This is a genomic window from Allostigmatella hybrida (genome assembly GCF_020103775.1).
In the GTDB taxonomy this organism is placed as follows: domain Bacteria; phylum Myxococcota; class Myxococcia; order Myxococcales; family Myxococcaceae; genus Hyalangium; species Hyalangium aurantiaca.
Genome location: NZ_JAHXBH010000006.1, coordinates 129,336 through 144,635 on the forward strand (window position 1 = coordinate 129,336; position 15,300 = coordinate 144,635).

A 15,300-nucleotide genomic window follows, 5' to 3' on the forward strand; every position below is an offset into this window, starting at 1 on the left:
GCCGTGGCTTTCTACGAAAAAGATGTCGGTACGCTGATTGACGAGGCGAAGCTCCAGGCGCGCATCCGCGAGCTGGGGGCGGAGATTACCCGGGACTACCAGGGCAAGGAGCTGACGCTCGTCTGTGTGCTCAAGGGCTCGACGTTCTTCGCCATGGACCTGGCCCGGAACATCGATCTGCCGCTGACGCTCGAGTTCCTGGGCGTGTCGTCCTACCAGGGCGGCACGGAGACGACGGGCGAGGTGCGCATCACCACGGACGTGAGCAAGCCCATGGCGGGCAAGCACCTGCTCGTCATCGAGGACATCATCGACACGGGGCTCACCATGGGCTTCCTGCTGGAGAACCTCCGCGCGCGTCACCCCGCGTCCGTGAAGGTGGCCTCGCTCCTGGAGAAGCCCTCGCGCGCCCGGACGAAGGTGGACATCGACTACAAGGGCTTCGTCATCGATGACGTGTTCGTCGTGGGCTACGGCCTGGACTACGCCGAGAAGTACCGCAACGTGCCCTTCATCGGCGTCATGAAGGGCAAGTAGTCCTCGGGTGGGGCTCCCCTCATGGGAGCCCCGCTGCTGCCTCAGAACGCGGCGTCGAGGATGACGTCGTTCGCCGCGCCCACGCCCAAGCCCACCTGGTAGGCGCTCACCCGGCGCTCGAAGAAGTTGGTGAGCTCCTGCACGTCCTGCAGGTCCATGAAGGGCAGGGAGTTCTTCACCCGGAACACCGGCGCCATGCCGAGCATCATCAGGCGCTGGTCGGCCACGTACTCCAGGTACTGCCGCATCTCCTGCACGGACAGGCCCGCCACGCCGCCGCTCAGCAGGTCCTGCGCGAAGAGCGTCTCGCACTCGACCGCCTCGCGCATCATCGACACCACGTCCTCCTGCATCCGGGCATCGAACAGGTCCGGCTCCTCCTGGCGCGCCACCCGGATGGCCTCGAACGCGAACGTCATGTGCGCGCTCTCGTCCCGGAAGACCCAGTTGGTGCCCGCGGCCAGCCCGTGCAGCAGCCCCTTGCTGCGCAGGAAGTACACGTATGCGAACGCCGCGAAGAAGAAGAGCCCCTCGATGCAGCCGGCGAAGCAGATGAGGTTCAGCAGGAACCTCCGCCGGTCCTCGCGCGTCTTCAGCTCCGCCAGGTCGTTGATGGAGTCCATCCACTTGAGGCAGAAGCGCGCCTTGCGCTGGATGGAGGGGATGTTGTCGATGGCGGCGAACGCCTTGGCCCGGTCCGCCGGGTCTGGCACGTACGTGTCCAGCAGCGTCAGGTAGAACTGGACGTGCAGCGCCTCCTCGTAGAGCTGGCGCGACAGGTACATCCGCGCCTCGGGGGCGTTCAGGTGCTTGTAGAGGTTGAGCACCAGGTTGTTGCCCACGATGGAGTCACCCGTGGCGAAGAACGCCACCAGCCGGTGAATCAGGTGGCGCTCCGCGTCCGTCATCTTGCCGCGCAGGTCCACCAAGTCCGTGGAGAAGTCCACCTCCTCCACCGTCCAGGTGTTCTTGATGGCGTTGCGGTACATCTCGAAGAAGACCGGGTACGCCATCGGGCGCAGCGTCAGGTTCATTCCAGCGTTCAGCAGCATCGGCGGCGACCTCGGTACAGCGTGAAAAAGGGGGGAGAGGGGCGGGGGCGGCCTACTGGCACGCCTCGCACATCTCCGGGTTCTCCAGCGAGCACGCCACCGCCTCGGACTCGGTGTACTTGGACGGGGCCTCCGGCGCCTGGGCCTGGGCCGGGGCGGCGCTCGCCATCGGCATGTTCGGCGCGGCCGAGGTGCCCTGGCCCTGGGTGGTGCCCACCGTCGTCTTGGCGATGCGCGTCGCGGGGCGCGAGCGCATGTAATAGGTGGTCTTCAGCCCCTTCTGCCACGCGTAGAAGTACATCGAGGACATCTTTCCGATGTTCGGCGCCTCCACGAAGAGGTTCAGCGACTGGCTCTGGTCGATGAAGGCCCCGCGGTCGGCGGCCATGTCGATGAGCGAGCGCATGGGCACCTCCCACGCCGTCCGGTAGACGGCCTTCAGGTCCGAGGGCAGCTCGGTCAGGTCCTGCACGCTGCCCTCCGAGAGCTTCAGCTTCGAGCGCATGGCGTCGTTCCACTGCCCCAGCGCCTGCAGGTCCCTCACCAGGTACTTGTTCACCTGGAGGAAGTCGCCCGAGAGCGTCTCGCGCTTGAAGAGGTTGGACACCTGCGGCTCGATGCACTCGTAGCAGCCGGCGATGGAGGCGATGGTGGCCGTGGGCGCGATGGCGATCATCAGCGAGTTGCGCAGGCCCACCTTCTGGATGCGCTCGCGCAGCGCGTTCCAGCGCGCCGTGTCCTCGGGCACCACGCCCCAGGCGTCGAACTGCAGCTCGCCGCGCGCCGCGCGCGTCTCCTGGAACGCCTGGTGCGGGCCGTGCTGCTCGGACAGGTCCGCGGAGGTGGTCAGCGCCGCGAAGTAAATCTCCTCGGAGATCTTCTTCGAGAGCGCCCGGGCCTCGGGGGCGTCGAAGGGCAGCCGCAGCTGGAAGAACACGTCCTGAAGCCCCATCAGCCCCAGGCCCACCGGGCGCCAGCGGCTGTTCGAGGCCGCCGCCGTGGCGATGGGGTAGAAGTTGAGGTCGATGACCCGGTCGAGCTGCCGGACGGCCAGCTGCACGTTGGCCCGCAGGCGCTCGAAGTCGAACGCGCCGTTGGAGATCATCCGGCCCAGGTTGAGCGAGCCCAGGTTGCATACCGCCGTCTCCGAGGCGTTCGTCACCTCGAGAATCTCGGTGCACAGGTTGGACAGGTGGATGACGTTGCCGTCCTTGCCCGTCTGGTTGCTCTTGCGGTTGCTGATGTCCTTGAAGGTCATCCAGCCGTTGCCCGTCTGCGCCAGCGTCTTCATCATCCGGGCGTACAGGTCCCGGGCCTTCACCTTGCGCGCGGCCAGCCCCTGGGCCTCGGCCTCGGCGTAGGCGCGCTCGAAGGCCTCGCCGTACAGGTCCGTCAGGTGCGGCACGGACTTCGGGTCGAACAGCGACCACTCCTGGTCCGCCTCCACCCGGCGCATGAAGAGGTCCGACACCCAGTTGGCCAGGTTCAGGTTGTGCGTACGCCGCGCGTCGTCACCGGTGTTGTCCCGCAGCTCGAGGAAGTCCTCGATGTCCGCGTGCCACGTCTCCAGGTACACGCAGCACGCGCCCTTGCGCTTGCCGCCCTGGTTCACCGCCGCCACGGACGCATCCAGCGTCTTCAGCCAGGGGACGATGCCGTTCGAGTGCCCGTTGGTGGAGCGGATGAGCGAGCCGCGCGCGCGCACCCGGTGGTACGCCACGCCGATGCCGCCGGAGAACTTCGACAGCATCGCGATGTCCGTGTACTTCCGGTAGATGGAGTCCAGCTCGTCCAAGGGCGAGTCCAGCAGGAAGCAGCTGGAGAGCTGCTCGTGCCGCGTGCCCGCGTTGAACAGGGTGGGGGAGCTGGGCAGGTACTCCAGCGAGCTGAACAGCCGGTACAGCTCGATGGCATCCTTGGCCGTGTCCGTCAGGGCGCACGCCACGCGCAGGAAGAAGTCCTGCGGCGTCTCGATGACTTCGCGCGTCTGCGGGTTCTTCAGCAGGTAGCGGTCGTACACGGTCCGCAGGCCGAAGTACTCGAACAAGTCGTTGCGGGACGGCTCCACCGCCGCGTTCAGCTTGCGCGCGTTCGTCTGCACGAACTGCAGGAGCCGGTCCGCGATGAGGCCGTGCTTGTGGCCCGCGGCGATCGACTGCGAGAAGGAGTGGATCTCCTGGTTGGAGACTTCCTTCTGGACGAAGGTGGCCAGCAGGCGGGCCGACAGGCGCGCGTACTCGGGCTCCTCGACGATGAGCGCCGCGGCCGTCTGGATGGACAGGCTGTCCAGCTCGCGCGTGGTGGCCCCGTCGTACAGGCCGCTGATGGTCTTCGTGGACACCCGGAGCGCGTCCACCCGCGTCAGCCCCGAGCAGCAGCGCCCCACCGCGCGGACAATCTTGTTCAGGTCCACCGGCTCCGAGGAGCCATTGCGCTTGCGTACCCGCATCATCGTCGGGCCCTGCTCGCTGGCGGTCGAGGAAGACGGGGCCAGGGGGGGCACAGCAGGCGACTTCATGGGGGTTTCGATGGTCACGGTCGGCTCACTCCAAAGAAAGGACACGGCAAGACGCACCCCTCCCGTCCGGGGACCGGAAGGCGGCTTGACGCACCTCGTCGTGCGTTTTGGGGGGGTCCTGGGAGGGCTGCCGGGATTCCGGGCGCCCCCTCGGACGGGCACAAGGTATGGGGGGGGGCGTGACCTGTCAACGCGACAGCTAGTGTTTGTCAGCCCAACGAACCCACTGGGCGTGGGATCGGCGTTTGCAATCTATGATCACAAGATGATCAGTCCCCGACTGTTGGTAGAAAACAGTCGGATGATGTAGGACACGTCACGGTCCCCCCTCGCCCGCGTCGGGAGTCAAAGGTTGGCCGGGCAGGAGGGGTTCCTCGCCCACCGGCGGGGGGGCCTGTGGGGGCGCCGGGGCGGGGGGCTCTTCCTTCAGCCGGGGCGCGCTCAGCGTGTGGACGGCCTCCCGGAGCGCGGCCTCCAGGGCGGTGGTGGGGGGGCTGACCACGGTGAGCATCTGGTTGGCGTTGCGCGAGTGCCGGTTGTTGCTCTCGGCCGCCAGCCGCAGCTGCCCCAGGGCCTCGGCGATGAGCTTGCGCGCGTCCTCCAGCTTCTGCCGGGCCTGGTAGTAGGCCACCTCCGCCTGGAGCCCCTTGAGGGTGGTGCGCTGCTCCTGGCTCAGCCCGGAGAAGCGCTCGGCCCTCCGCAGGTAGTAGACGCCGCGCTCGATGCGCTCCGGCTCGTCCGAGGCGATGCGCGGCCGCGCCAGGGACTCCAGGAACTGGAACAGGGCCCGGTCCAGCTCCTCGCGCTCGCTGAAGCGCTGGGTGATGAGCGGGGTGACGTCGTGGCCCTCCACGGGGATGGGCGCGTACGTGTCCGCCAGGGCCGAGTCACCGGGGCGGTAGGGCACCGCGCCCGCGGGCAGCATCCGGCCCTTCATCACCACGAGCTGGCCGTTGGAAAGGTCCAGCGTGAAGGTGCGGGCGTTGAGCTGGGAGAGCAGGAACAGCACTGCCCCGCCCATGGCGAGGATCAGCCCCACCACCAGCAACCGGGTGAACGTCTTCTTCGCGCGGTAGCCGAAGCCCTGCGGGGGTGTGCCGTTCATGATCTCCTGCCCTCCATTCGTTCGGCCGCCCTCCCGAAGGCTCCGGGGCGCGGCGCTTTCCTTGGGACCTGAAGCCCCACGGATATACTCCTACCTCGCGAACACACCCATGCACCCAACCTTTCGCCGCATGGGGCCCAGTGAACTGCTGCCCCGGTACATTTTCGCGGAGAGTCTGTGCGCCCGCCGCCGCGTGCTCGAGGTGGGTGCCGTGGCCTCCACCGGGGGCGAGAGCGCCCGCTTCCTCCTGGAGCGGGGCGCGCGCGTGGTGGTGGCCTGCGATGCGGACCTGGCGGCGGTGGAGGCCGCGCAGAAGGCGTACGGGGGCCCCTCGCTGCGCTTCCGCGCCAACGTGTTCGATGACCTGGAGCCGGGCAGCTTCGATGCGGTGCTGGTGGCGGACCTCGCACCCTATGTGCGGGCCCCAGCGCTGCTGGAGGAGCTGGCGCGGCTGGTGGCCAAGCAGGGCCACCTGATCGGCGGGCTGCGCAACCCGGGCGGGCTGGCGCTGTGGCAGCTCATGGAAGTCGAGGAGGGCGCCCCGCCGACCTATGGGCAGCTCCTGGATGTGCTCTCGCCCCACTTCCCCCACGTGGAGGTGGCCACCCAGAGCCCCTTGCTCGGCTACCAGCTCGCGTTCGAGCGGGGAGAGGGGCTCCAGGTGGATGGCTCGCTCATCCGCGGGGGCGAGGCCGCCTACTTCGTCGTGGTGGCGGGCCAGGAGCCTGCGCGCAGCGTGGACCCCACCTGGGTGCAGCTTCCCCCGGAACCGCTGGCGTTCACCCGGGGGCGGTTGGATGAGGTGGCCCAGCGCGCCAAGGGCTGGGAGGAGCGCACCGGGAAGCTGAAGGAGGTGGTCTCCAAGCTGCGCGCGGAGCTGTCCGACCGCGAGGCGGAGGTGGCCTCCCTCAAGCCCTCCCTGGAGGTGGCGCGCGAGGAGGGGGCCCGGCTGGTGGCGCAGCTCGAGCAGGCCCGGGAGACCCCGCAGGCGGCCCGGGACCGGGATGAGCTGGCCGCGAAGCTGCGCCGCCGGGAGCTGGAGATGCAGGTGCTCCAGGAGCGGCTCACCGATGCCGAGCGGCGCCTGACGCAGCAGCGCCTGGAGATGGAGCAGGCCCAGCGCGCCCAGACCGAGGCCAGCGTCCAGGTCCTGGCCGCGCAGGAGGCCCACCGGCTGGAGCGGGCCCGCCGGGAGGAGGCGGGCGCGTCCCTGGAGGAGACGCGGGAGCGGCTGACCCAGGCGTACGCCCAGGTGAGGGACTTGCAGGACGAGGTCTCCAACCTGCGCATCGACCGGGAGAAGGACCGGATCGCCGCGGACCGGGCGCAGGAGCAGGCCGAGGACCGCCGGCGCTACGCCGAGGCGGCGCGGGAGCGCGAGCTGCGCATCGCCGGACAGTACTCCTCGGCGCTCGCCGCGGTGGAGCACCTCAAGGAGGAGCTGGCCCAGGCCCAGCAGGAGGCCCGCGCTTCCGCCGACGCCCTGCTGATGAAGGACGCGGAGCTGGCCCAGCTCGCGCGGGGGCTGGAAGAGAACCGGCAGCGCGCCGCCGCCGCCGAGTCCAAGCGCCACGAGGCGGAGCAGCAGCGGCTCCTGCACGAGTCGGCCCAGCGGGGGCTGGAGACCGAGCTGGAGGCGGCGCGGTCGGACGCGGCCCGCGTGAAGGCGCAGCTGGAAGTGCTCCAGCGCGAGGAGGCGCAGGCCCGCGATTCGGCGGAGAAGCTCGAGGAGGCCCTCCAGGCGGCGCGGGAGCGCATGGTGGACCTCGAGGAGGACCGCGAGAAGGCCTCGGCGACGTTCGCGCAGGCGCTGGATGCGGAGCGCGAGCTGGGAACGCAGCGGCTCGAGCAGGTGGTGACCGAGGCGCGGGAGCGGACCGAGGCGCTGGTGGCCCAGCTCGCCGGGGAGACGCTGGGGCGCGAGGCGCTGGAGCAGCAGGTGAGGGCGCTCACCGCCCAGCTCCAGACCGAGTCCTCGGCGCGGACGGAAGGTGTCCTCGCGCTGGCCCGGGCCGAGGAGCAGGCCGAAGCGCTGAAGGAGGAGCGCGAGGCGCTCCAGCAGCAGTTGGCCGAGGCGGAGGCGGCGCTCGGTACCCTGGGCAAGGACTTCGAGGCCGGGCAGCAGCGCGCGGAGGCGCTGACGCGGGAACTCGCCGCATATAAGGATGCGTTCGAGGAGGAGCGCCGGGGACGGGCCGACGCGCAGGCCGCGACTTCCCAGATGGGGGAGGCGTTCGAGCGGGAGCGGCAAGAGCGGCTCCTTCTGGAGGAGGCGCTGGCGGGGCTGCGGGAGACCGTGGAGTCCGAGCGTGCGGAGCGCACCCGTTCCGAGGAGGCCCTGGCCCGGCAGCGGGAAGCGTTCGAGGCCGAGCGCCAGCAGCGCCTCCAAGGCGAAGGGCTGCTCGCGGGAGCGCGGGAGTCGTTGGAGGCGGAGCAGCAGATGCGCCTCCAGGGCGAGGCGTCCCTGGCCCAGGCGCAGGCGGAGCTGGCTCAGCTCCGGGCCTCCTGGGCGGCCGAGCAGGAGCTTCGCGCCCAGACGGTTTTGGCGGCCGAACAGCTCCAGGCCGCGCTGGCCTCGGAGCGGACCGGGCGTGCCGAGGACGCAGGGGTGCTTGCATCGGTCGAGGCCTCGCTCTCCCTGGAACAGCAGCAGCGCCGGGAGGTGGAGGCGGCCCTGGCCCGGATTCAGGCGGAGCTGGCCGAGGCGCAGGAGGCGCGCACCCGGAGCGATGAGGCGCTGACGCTGGCGCGAGCGGAGTCCGGCGAGGGGCTGGAAGCGCGGCGGGAGCTGGAAGCGGTGCTGGCCGAAGCGAGTGCGGCGCTGAGCACCGAGGCGGAAGCCCGCTCCCGGGCGGAAGAGACCCTGGCCCAGGTCCGTGTGTCCCTGGAGGAGGCGCGTGACGCGCTGGGCGCTGAGACGCAAGCGCGCTCCCAGGCAGAGGACCACGGGGCCCGGCTTCAGGCGGCACTTGCCCAGGCCCAAGCGGAGTCGGGCGAAGGACTCCAAGCGCGGCGGACGCTGGACGCGGCTCTGGCCGAAGTGCGTGAGGCGCTGAACGCTGAGCGGGAAGGGCGCATCCAGGCCGACGAGATGCTGGGCCGTGTCCGGGCGGAGCTGACCCTGGCGCAGGCCCGGCACGCTCAGGTCGAGACGGCGCTGGCACAATCCCAGGCGGCGCTGGCGGCCGAGCGGCAAGGGCGGACCGAAGGCGAGGCGGGCCTCTCCCAGCTTCGGGCGGAGCTGGAGTCCGAACGCACGCAGCGCGAGGCGATCGAGACGGAGCTCGGTCACGCGCAAGAGTCGCTGGATACCGAGCAGGGCGCTCGTGAGCAGCTCGCCGCGCTCCTCGCCGACGCCCGGCGGGGCTGGGAGGCCGAGCGCGAGGCGCAGACGCTGCTGCGCGCCGAGCTGGAGGCCGCGCGGGAAGAGGAAGAGGCGCTGAAGGCGCGGCTGGAAGAGCAGCAGATCTCTGCCACGCAGTCGAAGGCCCTCCTCACGCAGGAACAGGGCTGGAATACCCAGCGTCTGGCTCAGGCGGAGGCGCGCGAGGCGGAGCTTCAAGCGGCGGTGGATCGCCTCGAAGCGGAGAAGGCCTCGGCGGAGACGGCGGCGCGGGCGCAGCACACCGCCCTGGAGACGCAGCTCTCCCAGGTCCGGGCGGCCGAGGCCGAGGCCCGCGCCGCGCACGAGGCGGAGCAGGCACGGCTCACCGCGGTTCAGCAGTCCCTGGCGGAAGCGGAGGCACGTGCCCAGCGGCTCGCTGCTCAGGTGGAGGCGTTCGAGACCTCGCGCCAGGCCGCGGCGGCGCAGCTCGCCGAACGCGAGGCCGCGCTCAAGGAACTCAGTGCGCAGGTGGAGCGGGTGGAGGCCCGGGCGCGCGAGGCCGAGGCCCAGGGGGCCCAGTTCACAGGCGTCCTGGCCTCACGCGAGCAGGCCCTGGCCCAGGCCCAGGAAGAACAGGCGGCGGTCCTGGCCGAGCGCGAGGCCCTGCGGGCCGAAGTGGCCCGGCAGGGCATGGCGCTCCAGGGGATGCAGCGGGCCCTCGGCGAGCGGGACATGCGGCTCGCGCAGATGGAGGCCCAGCTGGGCGAGACCCAGGCCCGGCTCATGTCCGAGCACGAGCAACTGGAGCTGCTCGGCGTCCAGCTTCAATCGGCGAGGCGCTTCGCGGGCCGTGCCTCCGCGGCGGAGGCTTCGCTGGAGGCGGAGCGCGCCGCCTTGGAGACCTTGCGCGCCGAGCTCACCACGCTTCAGGAGTCCCTCCAGGCGGAGCAGGCGCGGATTCAGCGGCTGGAGACGGAGCGCACTACCTGGGACTCCGAGCGCGAGCAGCTCCGCGCGGAGGCACGGCAGGCACAGGACGCGCTGAGCACGGAACAGGACCGGGCCCGCCAGGCGAGTTCCGCGCTCGAACGCGTCCAGTCCGAGCTGACCGTGGCCAAGGCCGCCCGGGTCCGGCTGGAGAGCCGGGTGATGACGCTGGAGTCCTCGTCCGCGGAGGCCGCGCGGACCCAGGACAAGGAGGGCAAGGAGCTCGCCGAGCGCCTCGCGGCCCTTCAAGCCGAGCACTCCCTGCTCAAGGAACAGGCGGAGAGCCTGGGCGCGGAGAAGAAGATCCTCCTGGAGGACCAATCCCGGCTGGAGGGCCGCATTCAGGATCTCACGGCCCGGTTGGAGGAAACCCCCGCCGTGGATCCGGCCCTCACCGCGGAGCTGGCGCTGCTGCGCGAGCAGAGCGAAGCGGCCACCGCCGAGTCCCAGGCGCTGCGCGAGGAGCTGGCCACCCTGCGCCGTCCAGCGGCCCCTTTCCCAGAACCACCGCGCGCCGAGCCGGTGGGGCAGCGGCCCACCCCGGTCGCGGTCTCCCAGCCCCCGGTGCGCACGCCGGTGCCAGTGCCGGTGCCGGGGGCCCCAGCCCGGAGGCCCACGTCGAGTGGCGTGTCCAAGCCTCCGGTCCTGACGCCCGCCGGTGGCACCGGGGCGCCTCCCGTGCTCACGCCCAAGCCCGCCGCCCGGCCTGGCACTGCCGTCACCCCGGCGCCCGTTCCTTCCAAGGGAGAGGGCAAGGAGTGAGGGGGGCCGTGCGAGCGGCACACCCGGAATCCCGCTGCCACGGCCAGGGCCGCGAATTAGGATAGGGCCGTGTTGGAACGCGAACGCATCTTCAAATACCACGGGCTCGGCAATGACTTCGTCGTGCTCGATCGGCGCCAGACCGGCGTGGACATCGACGCGGAGCTGTCCCGGTGGATGTGCGACCGGCGGCGGGGCATCGGCGCGGACGGGGTCCTCTCGCTCCTTCCCTCCCAGGAGGGCCTGGCGCGCATGGTGGTGCACAACGCCGACGGCAGCATCGCGGAGATGTGCGGCAACGGCCTGCGCTGCGCCGTGAAGTACCTGGTGGACCACCTGGGCGGCCGTCCCGAGCGCATCCAGATCGAGACGGGCGCGGGCCTCCTCGCCTGTGTGCCGGGCTACGACGCCACGGGCGTGACGGAGGTGGACATCTCCATGGGGCCTGCCCGCCTGGTGGCCCCGAATCTCCCCTCGGGCGCCACGGGCAAGCCCTTCGTCGAGGCGCCGATTCCGGACCACCTCGGCCTGCGCGGCACGGCGGTGAGCATGGGCAACCCCCACCTCGTCCTGCTGGACCATCCTTTATATGAGGCGGAACGCCTGGGCTCCGTCCTGGAGCACCACCCGTCCTTCCCGGACCGGACCAACGTCGAGTTCGTCCGGGTGGACCCGGATGGGCTCACCGTCGTGGTGTGGGAGCGCGGCTGCGGGCTGACCCAGGCGTGTGGCACCGGGGCCTGCGCCTCGGCCGCGGCGGCCGTGCTGGCCGGACGCCTCCCCGCGGACACCTGGCTGCGCGTCACCCTGCCAGGAGGGGACCTCCAAATTCGGGTTCCCTCGGATTTGTCGGACATCCGCCTTCGGGGGCCGGTCGACGCCGTCTTCGAGGGCGTTGTGACAATTCCACCTGCCCGGTAACCTTTCGGCTTCCTCGTATCGGAGTGCGACTCCACCGTGGCTGCCCCCATCCTCGTCGTCGATGACGATCTCTTCTTCCGCGAGTTCGTGACGGACCTGCTGTCGCGCCGGGACTACCGCGTCGTGGCGGTGGAGGACGGCGCGCGGGCCCTGGAGGAGGTGGCGCTCACGCGGTTCGATCTCATCATCACCGACGTGGTGATGCCCGGGCTGGATGGCTTCGCGCTCACGGCGCGGCTGCGCGAGCTGGATCCCGAGCAGGAGGTGCTCCTCGTCAGCCACCGGCCGGACGTGAAGGGCTCGGAGATGGCGCTGCGGGCAGGCGCCGCCGACTGCCTCACCAAGCCCATCGAGGAGGCGGACCTGTTCCTGGCGGTGGAGCGGGCCCTGCAACGCGTGGCGCTGCGCCAGGAGCGCAGCCAGCTGCGCGACGAGAACTTCGAGTTCGCCCGCGACCACAACCTGCACCGCCGCTGCCTGGAGTTCCTGTCGTACCCGGACCTGGAGGGGTTGCAGGAGCGCGTCATCGCGGACTTGGCCGCCGTGTGCGACGCGCAGAGCGCGGCCCTGTGGGTGGTGGATGACCGGGGAGACCTGACGCTGCGCGCGTACCGGGGGCTGCTCGACCGGCAGTTCCTGGTGGAGAAGCTGCGCCCGGAGGGGCCGCTCGCCGCGCGCCTGCGAGAGACTGCCCCGTGGCGCGTGCGCGAGGAGCGCTCCCCGGTGCTGTACGTGCCGCTGTTCGCCGCGGGCGAGCTGATGGGGCTGGCGCAGCTGTCGGATCCGCTCAGCGGCGAGTTCCAGCACGAGCACGTGCGCCAGGCGCGGGTGATTGGCGACTTCGCGGCGGTGGGGGTGAAGAACGGCCGGCGCATGCTGGCGCTCCAGCGCCTGGGCCTGAGGGACCGGGACACCGCCGCCTACAACCTCAGCTACTTCACCGACTACGCCTCCAAGGAGATCTACAAGGCGCGGCGCTACGGGCGCACCTTCTCGCTGCTCACCTTCAGCATCGACAACCTGCCGCTGGTGCGGGCACGGCTGGGCGCGGCGGAGGCCAAGAAGGCGGTGCGCGGCATCATCCGCGCCCTCTCGCGCATCATCCGGGACTCGGACGTCATCGCCAAGGCGAGCGACCAGGAGTTCTACCTGCTCCTGCCGGAGACGGACTTCTTCGGCGCGCTCATGTTCGTGCGCCGGGCGACGTCGGCGGTGCGCAACGAGCCGGACGTGCAGGAGGTGGACGCGAAGCTGCCGCTGGCGCTGGTGGGCGGGGCGGGCACCTTCCCCAAGGACGGGGAGGACTTCGACGAGCTGGTGCACCGGTGCCGGCGGCGCATGGACGAGCGCCGGGCCTCGCTCCAGCGGCGGCTGCTCCTGGAGGGGTTGCCCTTCTGGGACGAGGTGGAGCTGCTCCTGGGCAGCCCCACGAGCCCCAAGCTGCCGGTGGACGAGCGCGCGGAGCCCTCGCGCCGGGGCAAGGTGGCGGATGTCCTCTTCGACGAGCTCCAGGCGGAGATTGCCCGGGAGCTGATGAGGGATCCCGGCTCGCGCGGCCTGCTCTATGTGGGCGGGCCGGAGATTCGCGCGGACCTGCCCATCGCCGCGGGGCTGGAGTCGGCGCCGCCGGAGCTGGCCTCGCGCATCTACCTGCTGGGCCGCCGGGTGGACCTGGAGTCGCACCCGGCGCTCATGCCCGTGTTCCTGGAAGGGGACGAGCGGGTGGCCCGGCACGAGTTTCTCTTCTGGCTCTCCGAACACGCCTCCTACGCCCTCATTCAGCGGCGTGGGAAGGGGGCGACGTGGGGCTTTCATTCCTCGGACACCGCGGTGGTGGACGGGCTCATCTCCAAGCTGCAGGCGGAGTACGACCTGCAGCCCTACTAGCGAGCGCGCACCGTGGCCCCGGTCCGGAAAATCCTCATCGCAGACCCTGACCTCGACGCGGTCCGGATGCTCTCCCGGGCCCTGCGCCAGAAGGGCTACCAGGTGCACTACGCGCCGGATGGCGCGCGGGCGCTGGAGATCTGCGTGCTGCGCCACCCGGACCTGGCGCTGTTCGACGAGGGGTGCAAGCTGCTGGAGGCGCGCACCTTCATCCAGATTCTGCGCACCAACCCGCGCACGGAGGACATCCCGGTGGTGCTCACCACCACCAACCTGGATGTGGACCGGCTGCGCGGCCTGCGGCTGGCGGCCCACCTCAAGAAGCCCTTCAACCTGGACGAGGTGCTCAGCCGCATCGAGCACATCTTCCGCCGCTCCGAGGCCGCCAAGGACCTCAAGAGCGACACGCAGGAAATCGAAGGCTCGCTGAGCCAGCTGGGCATCCCGGACCTGATGCAGATCCTCGGGATGAACAAGCGCAGCGGGAAGCTCAACCTGGAGCGCGGCAGCGAGCGCGGAGAAATCACCGTCGCGGACGGCAGGCCCGCGAACGCGCGGCTGGGGCGGGTCGAGGGCGAGAAGGCGCTGTTCCGGCTCCTGGCCTGGACGGAGGGCACATTCACCTTCGCGCCGGGCTCGAACACCGCGCGGGCGCGCATCACCCGGGGCATGGACGACGCGCTGCTGGAGGGCATGCGGCAGGCGGACGAGGTGAACCGGCTGATGCCGGCGCTGCCCGCGCGCACCACGCGGCTGATGATTGCCCCGGACGCGGACCTGCCGCAGGACCAGCACCCGGTGACGGCGCAGGTGGTGGACCTGCTGCGCCAGCCGCGCGCCCTGAGCGAGGTGCTGGACCTGGCGCCGGCCACGGACCTGGAAGTGCTGGGCGTGCTCACCACGCTGATGCAGAAGGGCGTGGCGCGGGTGGCCGAGGAGGACGGGAGCGAGGGCAGTGGGCCGCTGCTCGGGCCCGCGGAGATGCACTCGCTGCGCAGCCGGGTGCTCCGGGGCCGGGCCCCCTTGAAGGTGGTGACGGCGAAGGTGTTCGTCTGCGGCAACGGCCCGGCCGTGGCGCGCCGCCTGTTCGCGCGCCTGCCCGGGCTGGCGGCCGTCTCGGCGGAGCCCTCGGCGGTGAAGAGCGGCTTCGGGACGCTGGGGCACCTGGAGCTGAGCGAGGTGCTCCACCTGGACTTCTGCGTGCTGCCGCCCGCCGAGGCGGCCCGGCCCCTCTGGCGCCCGTTCAGCGCGGGGGCGGTGGGGGCGCTGCTGATGGACGCCTCGGAAGGGGCGGTCCGGCTGGCCAGCTACCTTGCGTGGGAGATCCGCGTCCCGGTGGTGGTGGTGGGCGAGGTGGTGCCGGAGAAGCTCCAGGGCGCCCCCGCGGGCGTCCTCGCGCAGGGCGACGACCTGACCGAGGCCCTGCGCACGCTGCTCATCCAGGCCCTGAGCCCCACGCCCATCCTGCCGGGCACCGAGGCCGAGCCGCGCGTGTCCGCCTCGTTCGCCTGATCAGGGCCGCGCGAGGGGCGCGAGCGTGTCCAGGGCGCGGAAGAAGCGGAAGGCCTTGTCCTCGTCGAGCCGTCCGTCCGTCCGCAGCCCGGAGCAGATGTCCAGGCCGTAAGGGCCCACCTGGCGCACCGCCTCCAGCACGTTCTCCGGGCGCAGGCCCCCGGCGAGGAAGACGGGGATGGAGGCCTGCTCGCGGATGCGCCGGCTGACCTCCCAGTCGTGGACCCGTCCCGTGCCGCCCAGCTCCTTCACCGCGAGGGTGGGGTTGCCGCTGTCGAGCAGCAGCGCATCCACCCACGGCGCCACCGACAGCGCCTCATCGAGCGAGGCCGGGCCGGTGACGTGGATGACTTGGACGAGCCGCACGCCCGGCAGGCGCTCGCGCAGGGCCTGGAGGTGCCCGGCGGGGAGGCTGTCCACGAGCTGCAGGGTGTTCGTCCGCGTGCGCTGGTGTTGCGCCACCAGCGCGTCCACGTCCGTGGAGGCGGAGAGCAGGAACGTGCCCACGGGTGGCGGCACCTTCGCGGCGATCTGCGCGATGCGCTCCTCGGAGATGACCCCGGGCCCGCTCGGCATATGCGACACGAGCCCCAGCGCGGCGGCCCCATGGCGCACGGCGAGGAGGGCCTCCTCTTCGGACATGATGCAGCACACCTTCACGCGGACGCGGGCCACCGGTTCCACACGCACTCCC

The 15,300-nt window shown here is 71.1% G+C and carries 9 protein-coding genes; 5 read left to right on the forward strand and 4 right to left on the reverse strand.

All coding sequences use genetic code 11. The features are described 5' to 3' along the window. Nucleotides 1-3: 3 nt before the first annotated feature. A complete protein-coding gene (gene hpt / locus KY661_RS13110) occupies nucleotides 4-537 on the forward strand; it encodes a hypoxanthine phosphoribosyltransferase (RefSeq protein ID WP_075007184.1) in 534 nt (177 codons plus the stop codon). Nucleotides 538-578: 41 nt separating this feature from the next. Here hpt and KY661_RS13115 read toward each other — a convergent pair whose 3' ends face one another. The 3 genes from KY661_RS13115 to KY661_RS13125 form a co-directional block, all read right to left on the reverse strand. Further along, nucleotides 579-1,589: a ribonucleotide-diphosphate reductase subunit beta gene (locus tag KY661_RS13115; protein WP_075007183.1), complete on the reverse strand. Its 1,011-nt coding sequence runs from the start codon at nucleotides 1,587-1,589 to the stop codon at nucleotides 579-581. Nucleotides 1,590-1,641: 52 nt separating this feature from the next. Next, the gene (locus tag KY661_RS13120) at nucleotides 1,642-4,041 is read right to left on the reverse strand and encodes a ribonucleoside-diphosphate reductase subunit alpha (protein WP_398577188.1); all 2,400 of its coding nucleotides are present in this window, start codon (nucleotides 4,039-4,041) and stop codon (nucleotides 1,642-1,644) included. Between the two features lie 382 nt (nucleotides 4,042-4,423). Further along, nucleotides 4,424-5,212: an IF-2 protein gene (locus KY661_RS13125; protein WP_225410524.1), complete on the reverse strand. Its 789-nt coding sequence runs from the start codon at nucleotides 5,210-5,212 to the stop codon at nucleotides 4,424-4,426. Nucleotides 5,213-5,321: 109 nt separating this feature from the next. On the opposite strand from KY661_RS13125, the gene KY661_RS13130 reads away from it, so the two are divergent. The 4 genes from KY661_RS13130 (at nucleotide 5,322) to KY661_RS13145 (ending at nucleotide 14,606) form a co-directional block, all read left to right on the forward strand. Next, nucleotides 5,322-10,286, forward strand: coding sequence for a methyltransferase domain-containing protein (locus KY661_RS13130; RefSeq protein WP_225410525.1), 4,965 nt, complete (start codon nucleotides 5,322-5,324; stop codon nucleotides 10,284-10,286). A gap of 69 nt (nucleotides 10,287-10,355) precedes the next feature. Further along, nucleotides 10,356-11,207, forward strand: a complete 852-nt coding sequence (gene dapF / locus KY661_RS13135) for a diaminopimelate epimerase (protein WP_225410526.1) — start codon at nucleotides 10,356-10,358, stop codon at nucleotides 11,205-11,207. Between the two features lie 36 nt (nucleotides 11,208-11,243). Further along, nucleotides 11,244-13,094 (forward strand): response regulator, encoded by a 1,851-nt coding sequence (locus KY661_RS37550; RefSeq protein WP_225410527.1) that lies wholly within the window; start codon nucleotides 11,244-11,246, stop codon nucleotides 13,092-13,094. Between the two features lie 12 nt (nucleotides 13,095-13,106). Next, complete coding sequence (locus KY661_RS13145) at nucleotides 13,107-14,606, forward strand: DUF4388 domain-containing protein (protein ID WP_225410528.1); 1,500 nt, start codon at nucleotides 13,107-13,109, stop codon at nucleotides 14,604-14,606. Here the strand turns inward: KY661_RS13145 and KY661_RS13150 are convergent, their stop codons facing one another. Then, entirely contained in the window at nucleotides 14,607-15,290 is a 684-nt protein-coding gene (locus tag KY661_RS13150; RefSeq protein WP_225410529.1) for a phosphoribosylanthranilate isomerase, read from the reverse strand. It lies immediately after the preceding gene. Between the last annotated feature and the right edge of the window lie 10 nt (nucleotides 15,291-15,300).

Bases quoted from the DNA above. Each gene is read 5' to 3' on its own strand.
- KY661_RS13115 (WP_075007183.1), bottom strand. From the start codon at position 1,589: ATGCTGCTGAACGCTGGAATGAACCTGACGCTGCGCCCGATGGCGTAC.
- KY661_RS13130 (WP_225410525.1), top strand. From the start codon at position 5,322: ATGCACCCAACCTTTCGCCGCATGGGGCCCAGTGAACTGCTGCCCCGG.
- KY661_RS13120 (WP_398577188.1), bottom strand. From the start codon at position 4,041: ATGATGCGGGTACGCAAGCGCAATGGCTCCTCGGAGCCGGTGGACCTG.
- KY661_RS13125 (WP_225410524.1), bottom strand. From the start codon at position 5,212: ATGAACGGCACACCCCCGCAGGGCTTCGGCTACCGCGCGAAGAAGACG.